14 protein-coding genes are annotated in these 15931 nt (G+C 72.5%); 8 read left to right on the top strand and 6 right to left on the bottom strand.

Features of this window, described 5'->3' with window-relative positions:
- The first annotated feature begins 126 nt into the window (after nt 1-126).
- Nucleotides 127-969 carry a sigma-70 family RNA polymerase sigma factor gene (locus OG737_RS27440; protein WP_328928890.1) on the top strand — a complete coding sequence of 281 codons (843 nt, stop codon included), beginning with the start codon at nt 127-129 and terminating at the stop codon, nt 967-969.
- A 73-nt stretch (nt 970-1042) separates the two neighbouring features.
- Here OG737_RS27440 and OG737_RS27435 read toward each other — a convergent pair whose 3' ends face one another.
- Nucleotides 1043-2332, bottom strand: coding sequence for a helix-turn-helix domain-containing protein (locus OG737_RS27435; protein WP_328928889.1), 1290 nt, complete (start codon nt 2330-2332; stop codon nt 1043-1045).
- A 452-nt stretch (nt 2333-2784) separates the two neighbouring features.
- On the opposite strand from OG737_RS27435, the gene OG737_RS27430 reads away from it, so the two are divergent.
- The 5 genes from OG737_RS27430 to OG737_RS27410 all read left to right on the top strand — a co-directional run bounded on the left by OG737_RS27430 (nt 2785) and on the right by OG737_RS27410 (nt 8631).
- The gene (locus OG737_RS27430) at nt 2785-3666 is read left to right on the top strand and encodes a hypothetical protein (protein ID WP_328928888.1); all 882 of its coding nucleotides are present in this window, start codon (nt 2785-2787) and stop codon (nt 3664-3666) included.
- A gap of 29 nt (nt 3667-3695) precedes the next feature.
- The gene (locus tag OG737_RS27425; protein WP_328928887.1) at nt 3696-5135 is read left to right on the top strand and encodes an NADH-ubiquinone oxidoreductase-F iron-sulfur binding region domain-containing protein; all 1440 of its coding nucleotides are present in this window, start codon (nt 3696-3698) and stop codon (nt 5133-5135) included.
- 154 nt (nt 5136-5289) lie between these two features.
- Nucleotides 5290-6282 (top strand): SCO0930 family lipoprotein, encoded by a 993-nt coding sequence (locus OG737_RS27420; protein ID WP_328930489.1) that lies wholly within the window; start codon nt 5290-5292, stop codon nt 6280-6282.
- A 126-nt stretch (nt 6283-6408) separates the two neighbouring features.
- Nucleotides 6409-6891: a hypothetical protein gene (locus OG737_RS27415; RefSeq protein ID WP_328928886.1), complete on the top strand. Its 483-nt coding sequence runs from the start codon at nt 6409-6411 to the stop codon at nt 6889-6891.
- Between the two features lie 165 nt (nt 6892-7056).
- Complete coding sequence (locus tag OG737_RS27410) at nt 7057-8631, top strand: alpha/beta hydrolase (RefSeq protein ID WP_328928885.1); 1575 nt, start codon at nt 7057-7059, stop codon at nt 8629-8631.
- Nucleotides 8632-8634: 3 nt separating this feature from the next.
- On the opposite strand, the gene OG737_RS27405 is transcribed toward OG737_RS27410, so the two are convergent.
- The 3 genes from OG737_RS27405 to OG737_RS27395 form a co-directional block, all read right to left on the bottom strand.
- Complete coding sequence (locus OG737_RS27405) at nt 8635-9087, bottom strand: SRPBCC family protein (RefSeq protein ID WP_328928884.1); 453 nt, start codon at nt 9085-9087, stop codon at nt 8635-8637.
- Between the two features lie 29 nt (nt 9088-9116).
- Nucleotides 9117-10433, bottom strand: coding sequence for an MFS transporter (locus tag OG737_RS27400; RefSeq protein ID WP_328928883.1), 1317 nt, complete (start codon nt 10431-10433; stop codon nt 9117-9119).
- 130 nt (nt 10434-10563) lie between these two features.
- Nucleotides 10564-11181, bottom strand: coding sequence for a hypothetical protein (locus OG737_RS27395; protein WP_328928882.1), 618 nt, complete (start codon nt 11179-11181; stop codon nt 10564-10566).
- A 135-nt stretch (nt 11182-11316) separates the two neighbouring features.
- Here OG737_RS27395 and OG737_RS27390 point away from each other — a divergent pair, with 135 nt between their 5' ends.
- Both OG737_RS27390 and OG737_RS27385 read left to right on the top strand, forming a co-directional pair.
- The gene (locus OG737_RS27390) at nt 11317-11994 is read left to right on the top strand and encodes a response regulator transcription factor (protein ID WP_328928881.1); all 678 of its coding nucleotides are present in this window, start codon (nt 11317-11319) and stop codon (nt 11992-11994) included.
- Entirely contained in the window at nt 11987-13423 is a 1437-nt protein-coding gene (locus OG737_RS27385) for an ATP-binding protein (protein WP_328928880.1), read from the top strand. The genes OG737_RS27390 and OG737_RS27385 overlap by 8 nt, the downstream gene beginning before the upstream one ends.
- 5 nt (nt 13424-13428) lie before the next feature.
- Here OG737_RS27385 and OG737_RS27380 read toward each other — a convergent pair whose 3' ends face one another.
- Together OG737_RS27380 and OG737_RS27375 are read right to left on the bottom strand one after the other, a co-directional pair.
- Nucleotides 13429-13842, bottom strand: a complete 414-nt coding sequence (locus OG737_RS27380; protein ID WP_328928879.1) for a PaaI family thioesterase — start codon at nt 13840-13842, stop codon at nt 13429-13431.
- A gap of 56 nt (nt 13843-13898) precedes the next feature.
- Complete coding sequence (locus OG737_RS27375) at nt 13899-15920, bottom strand: NADPH-dependent 2,4-dienoyl-CoA reductase (protein WP_328928878.1); 2022 nt, start codon at nt 15918-15920, stop codon at nt 13899-13901.
- Nucleotides 15921-15931: the final 11 nt, after the last annotated feature.

Genomic DNA, 15931 nt, shown 5'->3' with positions numbered 1-15931 from the left:
CTCCCGGACGAGGCGCTCCTCCCTCTCGCGCCCCGCGCCACGCCCGGGACAGGTGTTGGCCCGAAGCCGACTTCGGGCCAACACCGCACACTTGTGCCCAGCCGGGTCCTGAACACGAGGAGTGCCATGTCCGGCTCCATCTCCGGCTCCACGTCCGGCTCTCGTGAATCCGCGGACGGTCCGCACCATCCGGGCGAGGGCAAGCCGCCGCCCTCCGACGGGGAACTCACCCGCCGGCTCAGGAGGGGATTCGGCTCGGGGGCCGCGGACGCGGCCGTGTGCGATCTCCTCTACCGGCGCCACCGGCGGGCCGCCCTCGCGTACGCGCGCACCTGCTGCCGTACCCCGCAGGACGCCGAAGACCTCGTCTCGGAGGCCTTCCTGCGGACCTTGCAGGCCGTCCGCTCCGGCGCCGGGCCGCGGGGGCCCTGGCGCGCTTACCTGCTGGCCGTCGTCCGGCACACGGCAATGCAGTGGAGCGACGGTGCCGAAAGGACTCTGCTGACAGCGGAGTTCGACTCCTGGTGCCAGCAGGCGGCCGCCGGCGGCGACCCGCAGCGCCGGCTGCTGGCCGGCGAGGACCGCAGGCTCCTCGCCCGGTCCTTCCACACCCTGCCCGCACGCTGGCAGGCCGTCTTATGGCACACGCTCGTCGAGGAGGACTCGCCGCACGAGGTCGCCGCGCTGCTGGGCATCAGCCCCAGCGCGGTGACCTCGCTGGCGTTCCGGGCCAGGGAAGGACTGCGCGAGGCGTTTCTCCTCGCCCATCTGGACACCGCGGCCGACGCCCGGTGCGATCACTACAGCCACATGCTCGGCTCGGCGGTCCGGCGCAGCCGCACGCAGCAGCCCCGCGGCCTGGCCCGTCATCTGGCGGCGTGCGGGCCCTGTGCCCAGGCGTACGAGGAACTGATGGACATCAACTCCACGATGCACGGTGCGGTTTCCGCCGCGCCGGCCGCCATGTGAACACCTGGCCCGGCGCACATGCAGCCGGCCCGGCCCCCGTGCGGACGGGGCCGGGCCGGTTTGCCGTGGTTGCTCACAGACCGTTGACGCGAGCCATCCGCCCGACGACCACGGGCCTGAAGTCCGCCGTGACCACGCGTGCCGTGCGTCGTCCCACCCGCGAGGCCTGACGCCGCACCTGGGCCATCAGGCGACGGCTGCGGAGCGCCATCTCCAGTTCGAACCGGGTACGGGGGTCACGCAGACCGGGTCCGAAGAGCTTCTCCAGCTGCCGCATGCGGTAGCGCACGGTCTGCGGATGCACGCTCAGGGCCTTCGCCGCCTCGGGGGCGCCGCCGCCCTCCAGCCAGGCGAGCAGGGTCACCTCCAGCCGCTCGCTCTGGCGCGGGGTCAGATCAGCCAGCGGCCGGAGCCAGCGGGCGGCCAGCGCGTGGGCGAGGGGCTCGTCCTGGAGCAGCAGCAGGGTCGAGAGGTGGTCGTCGACGAAGATCGCGCGGGCGTCCAGACCGGCGCGGGTGGGTGTCAGGGCGAGCAGGCGCAGCGCCCAGCGGAGCGAGGACGCGGTGTCCCGGAGCGGGACCGCGTGCCCGACGGCTGTGAAGCGGCCGCGCAGCGAAAGTTCGAGAGGGGCCCGGGTGTCGGGATCGGGGCTCGGGACCAGCAGGCACGGGCGGCCCGCGAACATGCCGACGAGTGCGTCGTCGAGCACGGTCGCCAGCTGCTGGGCCTCGCCGGGCGTGGCCGGCACGATGGCCCGTACGGCCACCGGGAGGGGCCAGTTGGCCGCCTCCGCGAGCTCGGTGAGGGAACTCTCCGAGGGGGCCCGGTCATCGGTGAGGGCTTTGAACAGGTCCTGGCGTGCCCGGTCGCCGCCTCGGCGCCCGGGCTGCCGGGGCAGCCCGGGCAGCCCTCCGTGGTGCCCGGTGTGGTGCCCGCCTTGCGGCTCATCGTGGTGCCCGCCTTGTTTCTCGTCGTGCCGGCCGGCGTCCTGCTGCCCGCCGTGTTGCCTGGCCTCGACCCGGAGCTCGCCCGCGCGCTCGTGCTGCACTTCGTCCGCGCACACGCTCTCGTCGGGCTCCGGCTCCATGTCCATTACCTGCTGCCGGTGTTGTTCCTGCTCCTTGCACAAGTTGCCGCTACGCGCGTCGCGGTAGCCGAGAGCGCTGAGGAGGGCCTCTTCCACGCACTGTCTGAGCAATTCGTCGTCGATGGCATCGTTGTCATCGGTAAGGGTGGAAAATCCCGGAATTCCATGCAGAAGCTCCTCCACTATCTCGGCGGCCAGCGCGGGGAGTTCCCTGCGCAGGACGCGCGTCCACTCGCCTCGGGGGCGGGACCAGATGCGGTTCAGAAGTTCGCACATCGTTTTCCTCGTTCGTGCCGGGGTGAGGCTTGTCCGGTGCTTGCGCGACAAGCCCGCCGAGGTTGCCTCTCTCGCCAACAGCACTGTCAAGCAAGAGAGTTGCTGTCCTCGTACTCCCTCCTGGAGGGGTCCGGCCACCTCCGGTCCCGCGGCTTTACCGTAATTTTGCCGTTGGGGACGCGTAGGTGGCGGGCGGTGCGGTGGCCTGTTGAAACCTCCGCTGGAGGGGAATCTTCCGGGGTTGTTCGATGCGCTGTAGACGCGCTGCGAGAAATTATCACGTTTCGATAAATCCCGTGGAGGTGCCGTGTAGCTCCACGATGCTTCTGCACTCCGGCCCCACGCTCCTCGGCCGGCGCAGGAATTCACAGCGCTGCCGGGCGACCGACAACAACCCCCGGGTGCCGAGCGCCAGGTGACGTGCTCGGATCCCAGGCGCACAGGAGATCTGGATGCCCCTGCCCCAGCCGCACATACGCCGCTCACACCGGGCGCGCCGCAGGAGTCGGCCCCCGGCGACGGTCCCGGCCGTCGCCGCGGCGGTCGTCTCCTTCATCGTGGTGGCCCGTGCGGGCGCCCTGTCCCATATATGGGACTTCCTCGACTTCGGGGCGGGCGTACTCTCGCTCGTCTCGCTCACCGCCACCGTCCTATGGGGACTGCTGGCCACCGACCGGGCGCTACTCGGGCCGGGCCACCGGCTGCTCGCCCAAGGCGCCCACCGCGGCCTGGCCGTGGCCGGGCTGTCCTTCCTTGCCCTGCACATCTGGGTCAAGGTCGCCGAGCAGCAGGCATCGGCGGCCGCGGCGGTGGTGCCGTTCGCGGATGAAGAACAGCCCGTCCTCATCGGATTCGGCACGCTCGCCGGGTACCTCTTCGTGTCCGTCGCCGTCTCGGGCGCGGTGCGCAGCGTGTTCGCGACCAAGGCCCGCTCGCTGTGGTGGCGGGCCCTGCACTTCGGTGCCTATCCGGCCTGGGGCGCGTCCCTCGTGCACGGGCTGAAGTCGGGCCGCCCTGGCGGCACCTGGGTGACGGTCTCGTACGGGCTCTGCCTGATCGGTGTCGCCGGCGTCCTCCTGCTCCGCGTCAAGTCGAGGGCGAGCGGGGAGCCTTCCAGTCCGGCCGCCGCGCCGGGCCCGCGCGTGCGTCCGCGACCGGGCCCGCGTGCGGCCACGGTGCGCGAGGCGCGTCCGCTCGCGTCCACCGGGCCCGCCCCGCTGTCCCGGCCTTCCTCCCCCTCCCGGGCGTACGCCACGGCGTCCACACCCGGGAGGGCCGGAGGGGGGCGGCAGTTGTACGGTGAGCAGCCCGCCGGCGCGGAGCGGTGGCTGTGACCGGCTGGCCGCGCCCCAGCCTCGGCTGTGTGGGCGCCCCCAGACTGCTGGCCGGACTCGACCAGCTCCCGCGGCTCGACCGCTCGGCCCATCTGGCCACGCACGGCACGCTGCCCCGGTACCGCCCGGACGACCTCATCGCCCTCGCGGAGGACATCGACCTGCGGGGCCGCGGCGGAGCGGGCTTTCCGTTCGCGCGGAAACTGCAGGCGGTCACCCGGTCGGCCCGGGGGCGCGACACGCCCACCGCGGTCGTGGTCAACGGCAGTGAGGGCGAGCCGAGTTGCCTCAAGGACAAGGCGCTATTGCTGCACGCCCCGCACCTGGTGCTCGACGGAGCCCTGCTGGCCGCCGCCGCGCTCGGCGCGGAGGACATCGTGGTGGCCGTCACCCGGGGGGACGTGGAGCAGTCGGTACGCGCCGCCGTCTCCGAACGCGGTCCGGCCGGCCGCCGGGTGCGAGTGGCACGACTTCCCGAGCGCTTCGTGACCGGGGAGGGGACCGCCATGGTCAACGGACTCAACGGCGGTGCCACGCTGCCGTCCGGACAAAAGGTTCGGACCAGCGAGAGAGGCCTGGGTGGCGTGCCCACCCTGCTGTCGAACACCGAGACCTACGCCCAACTCGGCCTGGCCGCACGGCTGGGCGCACGGGAGTACTGTGCGACCGGCCTGCTGACCGAGCCGGGCACCGTGCTGCTGACCGTCGCCGGATCCACGGTGGTCGAAGCGCCGACCGGCACATCCTTGCCGTACGTCCTGGAGCTGTGCAATCTCGATCCCGGCCAGGGCGTCCTGGTCGGCGGCTACCACGGCAGATGGCTGGACCCGGTGTCCGCGCGCTCCGCGCAGCTGTCCCGGCAGTCCCTGGCGTCCTTCGGCGCGGTGCTGGGGGCGGGGGCGGTACTGCCGCTGCCCGAGGACACCTGCCCGGCCGGCGAAGTGGCGCGGGTGACCCGGTGGATGGCGGACGAGACGGCGGGCCAGTGCGGGCCGTGCGTACGCGGGCTGCCCGGGCTCGCCGACGTACTGGACGACGCCGTCCGGGGAGGCGGCGGCGCCGCCCTGGAGGCGGTGGAGGCGCGGCTCATGGCCGTCCGGAAGCGGGGTGCGTGCAGCCATCCCGACGGCACCTCGCACTTCGTGTCCTCTGCACTCGCCGCCTTCCCCGACGAGTTCCAGGACCATGCCTTCGGCTCGGGGTGCGGCCGACGGGTGTTGGGCGCGCTCCCGGTGCCGCGGGAGGAGAGTCCGGAGCGGGTGCGGGACGAGAGTCCGGAGCGGCTGATCGTGGACTGGACCCTGTGCAAGGGGCACGGCCTGTGCGTGGACGTCCTTCCCGAGGTCGTACAGCTCGACGCGGACGGTTACCCGGCGAAGGCGTCCATGCCGGTGCCGGCCCGGCTGCGGCCGAAGGCCCTGCGCGCGGTGCGGCGCTGCCCGGCCCTCGCCATGCGCATCCAGGAATGAGGGGTGCACGAATGCGGATCGCTCGCGGGTTCAATGTTGGCGCGATCTGACAAATTCCAAGGGATATCCGTTTCGACCGTCCCGGGCCCCGTATCAATTACCCAGGGACGCACGGAAACGCGGGACCGAACCTGAAGGAGAGATCGTGAAGAGAATGCGTCGTGAGATATTCGCCGGGTCGGCGGTCGCGGTACTGCTGCTCACGGCCGGATGCGGCCTCGCCGAGAAGCCTCAGGGGCAGGGAAATTCGGTACAGCCGGTGGGCGACAGCAAGAAGATCGGGTCCGCTTACGGCGCCGACGGCTCGTACGGAGCGGATGCCGGTTCCGGAGCGGATTCGGGGTACGGGAGCGGCTCCGGCGCCAATCCGGCGGGCGAAGCCGGAAAGAACAGCCCGGCCGGGCAGCTGAAGGTGGCGGAGGTCGGGAACGTGGGCAGCGCGGTCACCGACGGTGAGGGCTTCACGCTCTACCGGTTCGACAAGGACACGCCGAAGCCCCCGAAGTCCAACTGCGAGGGGGACTGCGCCAAGGCGTGGCCGGCCGTGGCGGCGGACGACGCGACAGCGGGCGCGGGGATCGAAGCGGGCCTGCTCGGCTCGGTCGAACGCGCCGACGGCACCCGGCAGCTGACCCTCGCGGGCTGGCCGGTGTACCGCTACGCGAAGGACACCAAGGCGGGCGACACGCTCGGTGAGGGCGTCGGCGGCACCTGGCACGCGCTGGGGGCCGACGGGAAGCCGGCCGCGGCCGCAAAGAAGGCACCGGCGCAGGCGCAGGCGCAGAGCTCCGAACTGTCCATCACGAAGAACGTCATGCTCGGCGACATCATCGCGGACGGCGCGGGCCAGACGCTTTACCGATTCGACAAGGACAGCGCCTGGCCGATGAAAATCGGTTGCCTCGATGCCTGCCTGGACACGTGGAAGCCCGCCAAGCCCGTCGACAAGACGAAGGTAACGGGAATTGCGGCCGAGCTGATCGGCTCGGTAAAGCGTCCCGATGGTTCGGAACAATTGACGATCGACTGCTGGCCGGTTTATACGTTCACCGGCGACAAGGCGCCCGGCGATGTTCTCGGACAAGGCAAGCAGGGCCTCTGGTTCGCCGTGACCGACAAGGGAAAGAAGGCGAAGATGGCGAGCTAGCCCCGGCCCGCGAAGACCCGTGGTGCCCGGGCGCCTCCCCCGCCCGGGCGCCACGCCGGCCCCGATCAATCGGTGGGCCAAGTGCACACGTGAACCGTTGAGCCGTTGAGCCAGTAAGGAAGAAGCATGTTGCCGTCCACCGCCCGCACGCACCGCAGGGTCCTCCGCGCGCTCGCGCCGGCCTGCGCCACCCTGTGCGCCGTGCTGCTGACCGGGGGCTGCGGCGGAAGCCCGGCGGCGCAGGGCGCACACGGCACGCACGGCGCCGCCCACGTCACCCCCCAGAAGGAGACCGGGGCGCAGTCCGCGCCGTCCTCGTCGATCGAGGAGATAGCCGCGGCCGTCGGCTGCACCGCCCACGTCGACATCCAGGCGGACGAGTTGCGCGAGGGCGGCTGCGAGACCGGGCAGGGCGCCTACCGCATGGCCACCTTCGCCGCCGAACAGGGGCAGCGTTCCTGGCTGGACGAGGCGCGGATGTACGGCGGCACCTATCTGGTGGGCAGCCGCTGGGTGGTCACCGGCCCGTCGGAGGAGGCCCTGGCGGCCCTGCGCGGCCACATCGGGGGCACCGTGGAAGCCGGCGCCGCGCACACCGGCCACGAGTGACCAGGTGCGCCGGGCGCGCAACGAGCCCGGCGTGTCGGCCAGTTGTCCGGATATCAGCTCATTCGTGAGGAGCACAAGGGCCGACCCTTCGGGATGACTCGCCCCGCCTCCGCATGCAACAGGGTGAGCGGGTAAGCGACTTCACCGAACGCAAGGACGGCCACCGTGCGCCTGAAACGCCTCGCACCGATGCTCGCCACCGCCGGTCTCATCGCCACCACCGTGCCGCTGCTGGCCGCCACCCAGGCCTCCGCAGCCCCGGAGGCGGAGTACCTCAAGCAGAAGCCCGCCTGGCACCGTTGCGCCGACAGCCAGCCGGCCTCGTACGAATGCGCCACCCTGAAGGTCCCGCTCGACTACAAGCGCCCCCAAGGCCGCACGGTCGACCTCGCGATATCCCGGATCAAGAGCGAGAACCCCGCCCAGCGGCACGGCGTGATGCTCCTCAACCCCGGCGGCCCGGGCGGCTCCGGACTCGATCTGCCACTGATGGCGGCCGAGTCGATGCCCAAGGACGTACGCGACCAGTACGACCTCATCGGCTTCGATCCGCGCGGCGTCGGCGCCAGCAGTCCGATCACCTGCGGACTGACCGACACCGAGCAGGACTTCAACCGGCCGTACCGGCCCGAGACCTTCTCCTCCGACGTGACGTGGGCGCGTACGGTCGCGGACAAGTGCCGCGAGAAGGCCGGGGACGTGCTCCCGTACATCACCACCCGCAACACGGCGCGCGACATGGACGCGATCCGTGCGGTGCTGGGCGAGCGCAAGCTCTCGTACCTGGGCTACTCCTACGGGACCTACCTCGGCGCGGTGTACTCGCAGATGTTCCCGGAGCGGACCGACCGCTTCGTGCTGGACAGCGGCGTCGACCCGCAGCGGATCTGGCGCGGCATGCTCCAGATCTGGGCGACCGAGGCCGAGCCCGCCTACGCGCGGTGGACGGGCTGGGCGGCCGAGCGGTCGGCCCAGTACGGGCTCGGCGACACCCCGAAGGCGGTGTCCGACACCTTCTGGGCGCTGGTGGCGCGCGCCGACCGGGAGCCGATCGACTTCGACGGGCAGAAGGTCACCGGAGACGTCATCCGTACCGCGCGCGCGGTGTTCTTCTACCCGGCGCAGGCCACTCCCCTGGTCGTGGCCCTCAAGGCCGCGGCCGAGGGCAAGCCGCAGCCCGCGGGCTCGGACACGGCAGAGCTGAAGCGGCTGCTTCCGGCAGGCCCTGCGGCCGAACCCGCCTCGGACAACGGCACCGCCGTCTTCTGGGCCGTGGCGTGCGGGGACACCGGCAGCTGGCCCCGCTACACCGAGCAGTACGAGCGGGACGCGGCGAAGGACAAGGTGAAGTACCCCCTGTACGGGGACTTCGCGTCGAACATCAAGCCGTGCGCCTTCTGGGACCGGCCGGCCGAGGCGGCCACGCCGATGAAGAAGCAGGCGAACGTGCTGACGGTGCAGAACGAGTGGGACTCGCAGACCCCGCTCGCCAGCGGCCAGGGTCTGCACCGGGCGCTGAAGGGCTCGCGGATGGTTCTGGCGATGGGCGGCGAGGGGCACGGCGTGTACCTCGCCGACCCGAACTCCTGCGCCAACGAGCCCGTCAACACCTACCTCACCACCGGCCGGCTGCCCGCCGAGGACGTGACCTGCCAGAACCCGCCGGCCGCTGCCGGGCAGCGGGTGTCCCCGACCCCGCCGAAGCCGCTGCCGTTCCCGGTCGGCCCGGCACGGTTCTGATCCCTATCGCCTGAGGGACGCCTCCGCCGCCGCCTTGATGCGGCGACCGAAGGCGGGGGCGTCCTTGCGGGCCGCGCTCGCCGCGAAGCCGACGAGCAGTCTGCCGAAGCCGTGGCCTTCGAGGGTGTTGAAGATACGGACCCGGGTGCGCCCGCCGGGGAGGGCTTCGAGATCGTAGCCGCCCTCCGCGGTGACCAGGTTGCGGCTCTGCTCCGACCAGCGGATCCGGTGCGGCGGGTCGAAGCCGACGATGCGGAACTCGCGGCCGGTCTTCATCCCGGCGTCCTTGACGGTGCTGCGGAAGACCGTGCCGAGCGCGGTGGGGCCGTCGGGGGTCTTGGCGATCTCCTGGACGCGCGGGCTGAACTCGGGGTCGTGGCGCCCGTCGGCGAGGTAGGCGAAGACCTCCTCGACCGGCCGGTCGATCTCGACGCTCGCCTCGAACTGTCCGGACATATCCGCTCCTCGCTGCGACGGCCTGTCCTTCACGATCCCAGACGCTCTTCCGGGTCGCACCTCACGTCCGGCTTCCAGGTGGCCGGTGGCACCGCACCGGCGGCGCCGTCGCGGGCGGTGCGCAGCGGCGTCAGCAGCCCGGCGCCGAGGATCAGCAGGCAGAACGCTCCGCCGGCCAGGCTGACCGCCGGAACCCCGTGGCCGTCGGCCAGCGCCGTGAGCACGGCCGCGCCCACCGGTCCCGAGGCGTTGTGCACCGTCCAGAAGGCGGAGGTGACCCGGCCGAGCAGGTGGCCGGGGGTCACCTCCTGGCGCAGGGTCATGCTGGTCACCCCGCCCAGGGTCATCCCGAACATGAACACGGCGGCGAGCACGGCGATCACCGGCACACTGCGGCTGACTCCCATCCCCGCCACCGCGATGCCGATCAACGTGACGGATGCGAGCCAGCAGGGCCCGAAGCCGAGGAGCCGGCGCAGCCTCGCGGCGCCGAGGGCCCCGGCGACCACGCCGACCCCGCTTACGGCGATCACGTAGCCGAGGGTGGCGGCGTCCCGGTCCAGGTCGCTCCGGACGTGGTAGATCAGCAGGTCGACGGCGCCCATGGTGACGAAGGTCAGCAGGGTGAGCAGCACGGTGAGCGGGCGCAGCAGCGGATGCGTCCACAGGAAGCGGAAGCCCACGAGGAACACGTCGCGCAGCGTGCCCGTCCGCGGCTCCGCCGGGTCCGCGCCGCTGTCGGCGGGCCGCCGGAACCTCACCCAGCCCAGGCTGGCCGCGGAGACGAGGAAGGTCGCCCCGTCCACGCCCAGTGCCCAGTCCGCGCCCACCGCGGCCGTGATGAACCCGGCCGCCACCGGTCCGAGGAGGGTCCCGATGGCGAAGGTGCCCATCAGCCGTCCGTTGGCGGCGATGAGGTCCTGTCTCCGGACCAGGTTCGGCACGGCCGTCACGTAGGCCACGTCGAACAGCGTCTTCAGTACGGTGGCCAGTGCGGTCATGACGTACAGCAGCCAGATCCGCGGCCCGCCGGCCCACCACACGACCGGCACCGCGCCGAGCAGCACTGCCCGCGTCAGATCGCAGACGATCATCAGCCGACGGCGGTCCACCCGGTCGACCACGTATCCGGCGAACAGCCCCGTGCCGATGGCGGTGGCCCCGGCGACGACGGTGATCAGGCCCAGCTGCACGACGGACCCGGTGGCTTCGAGGACGAGCAGCGGGAGCGCGAGCAGCGAGATGGAGCCGCCGAGGACGGACAGGGCCTGGCCGAGCCAGAAGACGTTGAAGTCCCTGTTCCGTCCCAGCGCGGGCTGTTCGCGTGCGAGGGTTTGATCAGTCAATCCGGACGAACTCCCGTTCCGCACTTCGCGTGTGTGCTGTGCGACGGCAAGGACGTCGACACCGGGACGCTATGCGACGCCGCCCCGGTGTGTCTCGCGGTTTTTCCGCCGGCTCTCCGGCGGCGCTCCCCTACCGGCCGTGGCCGGTGAGGACGGTGTTGCCCGTGACGGTGCCGTCGGTGCCGGAAACGGTCACCGCGTGCCGGACTCCGTCCGGTCCGATGACCACCGCTCGCCACGCGCTGCCGCCGCCCTCCTGGGCGACCGCCCGCAGGCTCTCGACCTTGCCGCCCTCCACCGCGGCGGCCGCCTTCTCGGCGGCCTGGCCGATGGCCAGCGACGGCAGCGGCAGCGGCGCCGCCTTCGCGTGGGCACCGGGGCCGCCGGGGCCGCCCCCCGGACCGTGCCCCTTGAGAGCGCCGGGCCCCTGCGGGCCCATCCCCTTCAGTTCGAGGCGCATCCGCTCACGCTTCTCGCGGGCGTCCCCGGGTCCACGCTTGCCCTCGCCCTCGTGACCGGGCCCGGCCCAGGCCGTGTGCGGGCCCTCGTACGCCCTCGCCCGGCCGTCGTGGTGCCCGGCCACGGCCACGGCCGCCGCTCCGCCGCCGACGATGACCACGGCCGCGCCCAGGGCCACCCAGCGGGCGCCGTTGCTCCTGGGCACCAGGCGACCCAGGGGCACGCGCTTGCGAACTCCGGGTTCCGGGGCGTTCTCGGGCTGCTCGGACGGCGGGACGGACTCAGACATACCGGCACTCCTCATGCACAACCGGGCACCACACCCGGATCGTTCCCGAGCATGCCGAGCGGATGCTGAAGCCCACCTGAAGCCAGCTGAAGACCTCTTCAGCCGGCCGCCGACCGGGCCTGAGACCCTGTCCGCATGCGCGTACTGGTGGTGGAGGACGAACGGCGACTGGCCGTGGCCCTGCAGCGGGGACTTCAATCCGAGGGGTTCTCGGTGGACGTGGCCCACGACGGGCTGCAAGGGCTGTGGATGGCCACCGAGCACGACTACGACCTGATCGTGCTCGACATCATGCTGCCGGGCCTGAACGGCTACCGGGTGTGCGCGCGGCTGCGCGCCGCCGGCAACGAGTCGGGGATCCTGATGCTCACGGCCAAGGACGGCGAGTACGACGAGGCCGAGGCGCTGGACACCGGCGCCGACGACTTCCTGTCCAAGCCCTTCTCCTACCTCGTCCTGGTCGCCCGGCTGCGCGCCCTGGGGCGGCGTACGGGCCGACGGGGCCCCCAGACCATGCGGTTCGGCGACCTGACGCTCGACCCCGCCCGGCACTCCTGTGCCCGCGGCGACACCGAGATACGGCTGACCGCGCGGGAGTTCGCGGTCCTGGAGTACCTGGCCCGGCGCCCGGGCGAGGTGATACCCAAGCGGGAGATCCTGGAGCAGGTGTGGGACAGCGCCTTCGCCGGGGATCCGAACGTGGTCGAGGTCCACGTCAGCGCCGTACGCCGCAAGATCGACACGCCGTTCGGCCGCACCGCCCTGGAGACCGTACGCGGTGCCGGCTACCGACTGGCGGCCGACGGTGGCTGATACCGCGCTCCCCCGCCCGGCCCGTCGGCGACTTCCGCACGACGGCCTGCGGTGGCCGCCGCTGCGGCGGCTGTGGCCCACGACCGTCCGCGCCCGCGCCACCGTGGGCGCCGTGGTGGTCGTCGCCGCTGCCCTGGCCCTGGCCTCCTTCGCCCTGCTCGGGCTGCTGGAGGCCGAACTGCTCCGCAATGCCGAGCGCGACGCGGAGCGGCAGGCCGAGACGGTCGCCCAGCTCGCGGCCGCCGGAGATCTCGAACGGATGCGGCCGCCGCTGCACGGCGCCGACTTCGTCCAGGTGGTGAACGCCCGCGGCCGGGTGCTGCGCGCGACCCCGAACCTGGCCGCGGCCCCCTCCATCGCCCCCGTCAAACCGATGCGGCCCGGCACGGCATTCCACACCTGGCGGATCGGCACGCTCGGCGGCGAGCACCGCCAGCGCGTCGTCCAGGTCACCACCGACACCCCGCAGGGCATGGTCACCGTCTTCGTGGGGACCTCCCTGCGCGACGTGGACGCCGCCGACGACACCACCACCGCCGCCCTGGCGGTCGGTGGCCCGTTGCTGCTCGCCACCGTCGCCCTCGTCACCTGGCGGGTCACCGGCCGGGCGCTCGGTCCGGTCGAGGCGATCCGCGCCGAGGTCGCCGAGATCACCGACCGGGACCTGCACCGCCGGGTCCCCGTACCGCCCACCCGTGACGAGGTCGCCCGGCTCGCACAGACCATGAACACCACCCTGGACCGGCTGGAGTCCGCCGGGAACCGCCAGCGCGAGTTCATCGCCGACGCCTCCCACGAACTGCGCAGCCCGATCACGGTGCTGCGCACGCAGCTGGAGGTGGCCCTCGCGGTCCGGGACCCCGAGCTGTGGCCGGAGCTGATCAGCGGAGCGCTGGAGGACATCGAGCGGCTTCAGCAGCTCGCCTCCGACCTCCTGCTGCTCGCCCGCATCGACGCCGCCCAGCCCGCCCTGGCGGTCCGGCTGGACCTGGGCGACGTGGTCCGCGGCGCGGTGGAGTCACGCCTGGGGGACCGCGTTCCCGTGCTCGCCGACCTGGCGTCCGGCGTCGAGGTGACGGGCACCGAGCTGTGGCTGGCCCGGGTCGTCACCAATCTGCTCGACAACGCCCAGCGCTACGCCGCCGGGCGGGTGGAGGTGGTGCTGCGCACCACCGGCGGACCGCACGGACGGACCGCCGTGCTGGAGGTCGTCGACGACGGGCCCGGCATCCCGCCCGGTGACCGGGAGCGCGTCTTCGAGCGTTTCACCCGGCTCGACGACGCCCGCAGCCGCGACCACGGCGGAGCGGGCCTCGGTCTCGCCATCGCCCGGGACCTGACCGCCCACCACGGCGGCACCCTCACCGCCGAGGAGTCGGCGCGAGGGGCCCGGCTGGTGGTCCGGCTGCCGGTCGCTGCCCGCGGCTGAGGGGCTCAGCCGAGCAGGGCGTACACGGTGGAGGCCGTGGCGGACGGCTCGGCGGCGCCCTCGGGGGTCATGGTGACGTCGGCGAAGGCCATCCTCCGGCCGAGCTTGGTGACCCGTACGTGGATCAGCACGTCGGCACCGGTGACCGGCCGCTGGAAGCTCGTCGACTGCTGAACGGTGGTCATCGGCCCGTACGCCCCGCGCGCGGCGGAGATCGCGATGACGGTGGCGGTGTCGGCGGCCGCCATCAGGGCCTGCCCGGAGAGGCCGCCGCCGTCCCGGGCCAGGGTGTCGGACCACGGCAGCCGCAGGACGGCGTGCCGGTCGCCGGTCTCCTGGACGGTGAGGCCGAGGGCGAGCACCCAGGGGGCGAAGTTGTCGGCGAGGACCTTGTCCGCGTCTGCGGGGGAGAACGTCACCCGGGAGATTGTGGCGGCCCGGCCGGACCGCCACAATCCCCTTCGGCGGGCGGATGTCAGAGAGTGGCGGCCAGCTCGGTGCCCTGGCGGATGGCCCGCTTGGCGTCGAGTTCGGCGGCGACGTCGGCGCCGCCGATCAGGTGCGCCCGGGTGCCGGCCGCGAGCAGCGCCTCGTACAGGTCGCGGCGCGGCTCCTGGCCGGTGCACAGGACCACCGTGTCGGCGGGCACGAGGCGCTGCTCGCCGCCGACGGTGATGTGCAGGCCCTCGTCGTCGATCCGGTCGTACGTCGCCCCCGCGACGGAGACGACCCCGCGGTGCTTGAGCTCCGCGCGGTGGATCCAACCGGTGGTGGTGCCGAGACCGGCGCCGACCTTGGTGGTCTTGCGCTGGAGCAGGTGGACCTGGCGCGGCGGAGCGGGGCGCTCGGGCTTGGCGAGCCCGCCGGGCCCGGTGTACGTGGTGTCCACGCCCCAGTGGCGGAAGTACACCTCGGGGTCCTGGGAGGCGCCCTCGCCGCTGTCGGTGAGGAACTCGGCGACGTCGAAGCCGATGCCGCCGGCGCCGACGACGGCGACGCGCTCGCCGACGGGGGCGCCGTCGCGCAGCACGTCGAGGTAGGTGACGACGTTCTCCCCGTGGACGCCCTCGATGTCGGGGGTGCGGGGGGTGACACCGGTGGCGACGACGACCTCGTCATAGCCCTGGAGCGTCTCCACGTCGGCGCGGGTGTTCAGCCGGACGTCGATGTCGTGGGCGGCGAGCTGGGTGCCGTAGTAGCGGATGGTCTCCTCGAACTCCTCCTTGCCCGGGATGCGGCGGGCGATGTCGAGCTGGCCGCCGATGTGGCCGGAGGCCTCGAAGAGGGTGACGGCGTGGCCGCGCCCGGCCGCGGAGACGGCGCAGGCGAGGCCGGCCGGGCCGGCGCCGACGACGGCGATGCGCTTCTTCAACTGCGTCGGCGACAGGACGAGTTCGGTCTCGTGGCAGGCGCGCGGGTTGACCAGGCAGCTGGTGATCTTGCCGCTGAAGGTGTGGTCGAGGCAGGCCTGGTTGCAGCCGATGCAGGTGTTGATGGTCTCGGAGCGGCCGGCCGCGGCCTTGGCGACGAAGTCGGCGTCGGCGAGGAAGGGGCGGGCCAGGGAGACCAGGTCGGCGCGCCCGTCGGCGAGCAGTTCCTCGGCGATCTCGGGGGTGTTGATGCGGTTGCTGGTGACGAGGGGGACGCTCACCGCGCCCATCAGCCGCTTGGTGACCCAGGTGTAGGCGCCGCGCGGGACGGAGGTGGCGATGGTGGGGATGCGGGCCTCGTGCCAGCCGATGCCGGTGTTGATGATGGTGGCGCCGGCCGCCTCGATCTCCTTGGCGAGGTGGACGACCTCGTCGAGGGTGGAACCGCCGGGGATCAGGTCGAGCATGGAGAGGCGGTAGATGAGGATGAAGTCCTCGCCGACGGCCGCGCGGGTGCGGCGGACGATCTCCAGCGGGAAGCGGACGCGGTTCTCGTACGCGCCGCCCCAGCGGTCGGTGCGCTTGTTGGTGGCGGCGGCGATGAACTCGTTGATCAGGTAGCCCTCGGAGCCCATGATCTCGACGCCGTCGTAGCCCGCGAGCTTGGCGAGGCGGGCGGCGCGGACGAAGTCCTCCACCGTCCGCTCGACCTCGATGTCGGTGAGCTCGTTCGGGACGAACGGGCTGATCGGGGCCTGGAGGGGGCTGGGGGCGACCAGGTCCTTGTGGTAGGCGTAGCGGCCGAAGTGGAGGATCTGCATCGCGATCTTCCCGCCCTCGGCGTGCACCGCCTCGGTGATCACCCGGTGCTCGGCGGCCTCGTCCTCGGTGGTGAGGCGGGAGCCGCCCTCGAAGGGCCGGCCGGCGTCGTTGGGCGCGATGCCGCCGGTGACGATCAGGCCGGCGCCGCCGCGGGCGCGCTCGGCGTAGAAGGCGGCGAGGCGCTCGAAGCCGCCCTCGTGCTCTTCGAGGCCGGTGTGCATCGAGCCCATGATCACGCGGTTCGGCAGGGTGGTGAAACCGAGGTCCAGGGGGCTCAGCAGGTGCGGGTACCGGCTCTGGGACATGGGGGGCGCCT

The organism is Streptomyces sp. NBC_00122, assembly GCF_045160845.1.
Lineage (GTDB): Bacteria > Actinomycetota > Actinomycetes > Streptomycetales > Streptomycetaceae > Streptomyces.
Note: the sequence above shows the minus strand (reverse complement) of the source record. Positions and strands in the feature narration are given on the sequence as shown.

Coding starts and splice junctions, on each gene's coding strand:
- OG737_RS27440 (WP_328928890.1), top strand. CDS start 127: ATGTCCGGCTCCATCTCCGGCTCCACGTCCGGCTCTCGTGAATCCGCG.
- OG737_RS27435 (WP_328928889.1), bottom strand. CDS start 2,332: ATGTGCGAACTTCTGAACCGCATCTGGTCCCGCCCCCGAGGCGAGTGG.
- OG737_RS27430 (WP_328928888.1), top strand. CDS start 2,785: ATGCCCCTGCCCCAGCCGCACATACGCCGCTCACACCGGGCGCGCCGC.
- OG737_RS27420 (WP_328930489.1), top strand. CDS start 5,290: ATGCGTCGTGAGATATTCGCCGGGTCGGCGGTCGCGGTACTGCTGCTC.
- OG737_RS27415 (WP_328928886.1), top strand. CDS start 6,409: ATGTTGCCGTCCACCGCCCGCACGCACCGCAGGGTCCTCCGCGCGCTC.
- OG737_RS27405 (WP_328928884.1), bottom strand. CDS start 9,087: ATGTCCGGACAGTTCGAGGCGAGCGTCGAGATCGACCGGCCGGTCGAG.
- OG737_RS27395 (WP_328928882.1), bottom strand. CDS start 11,181: ATGTCTGAGTCCGTCCCGCCGTCCGAGCAGCCCGAGAACGCCCCGGAA.
- OG737_RS27390 (WP_328928881.1), top strand. CDS start 11,317: ATGCGCGTACTGGTGGTGGAGGACGAACGGCGACTGGCCGTGGCCCTG.
- OG737_RS27375 (WP_328928878.1), bottom strand. CDS start 15,920: ATGTCCCAGAGCCGGTACCCGCACCTGCTGAGCCCCCTGGACCTCGGT.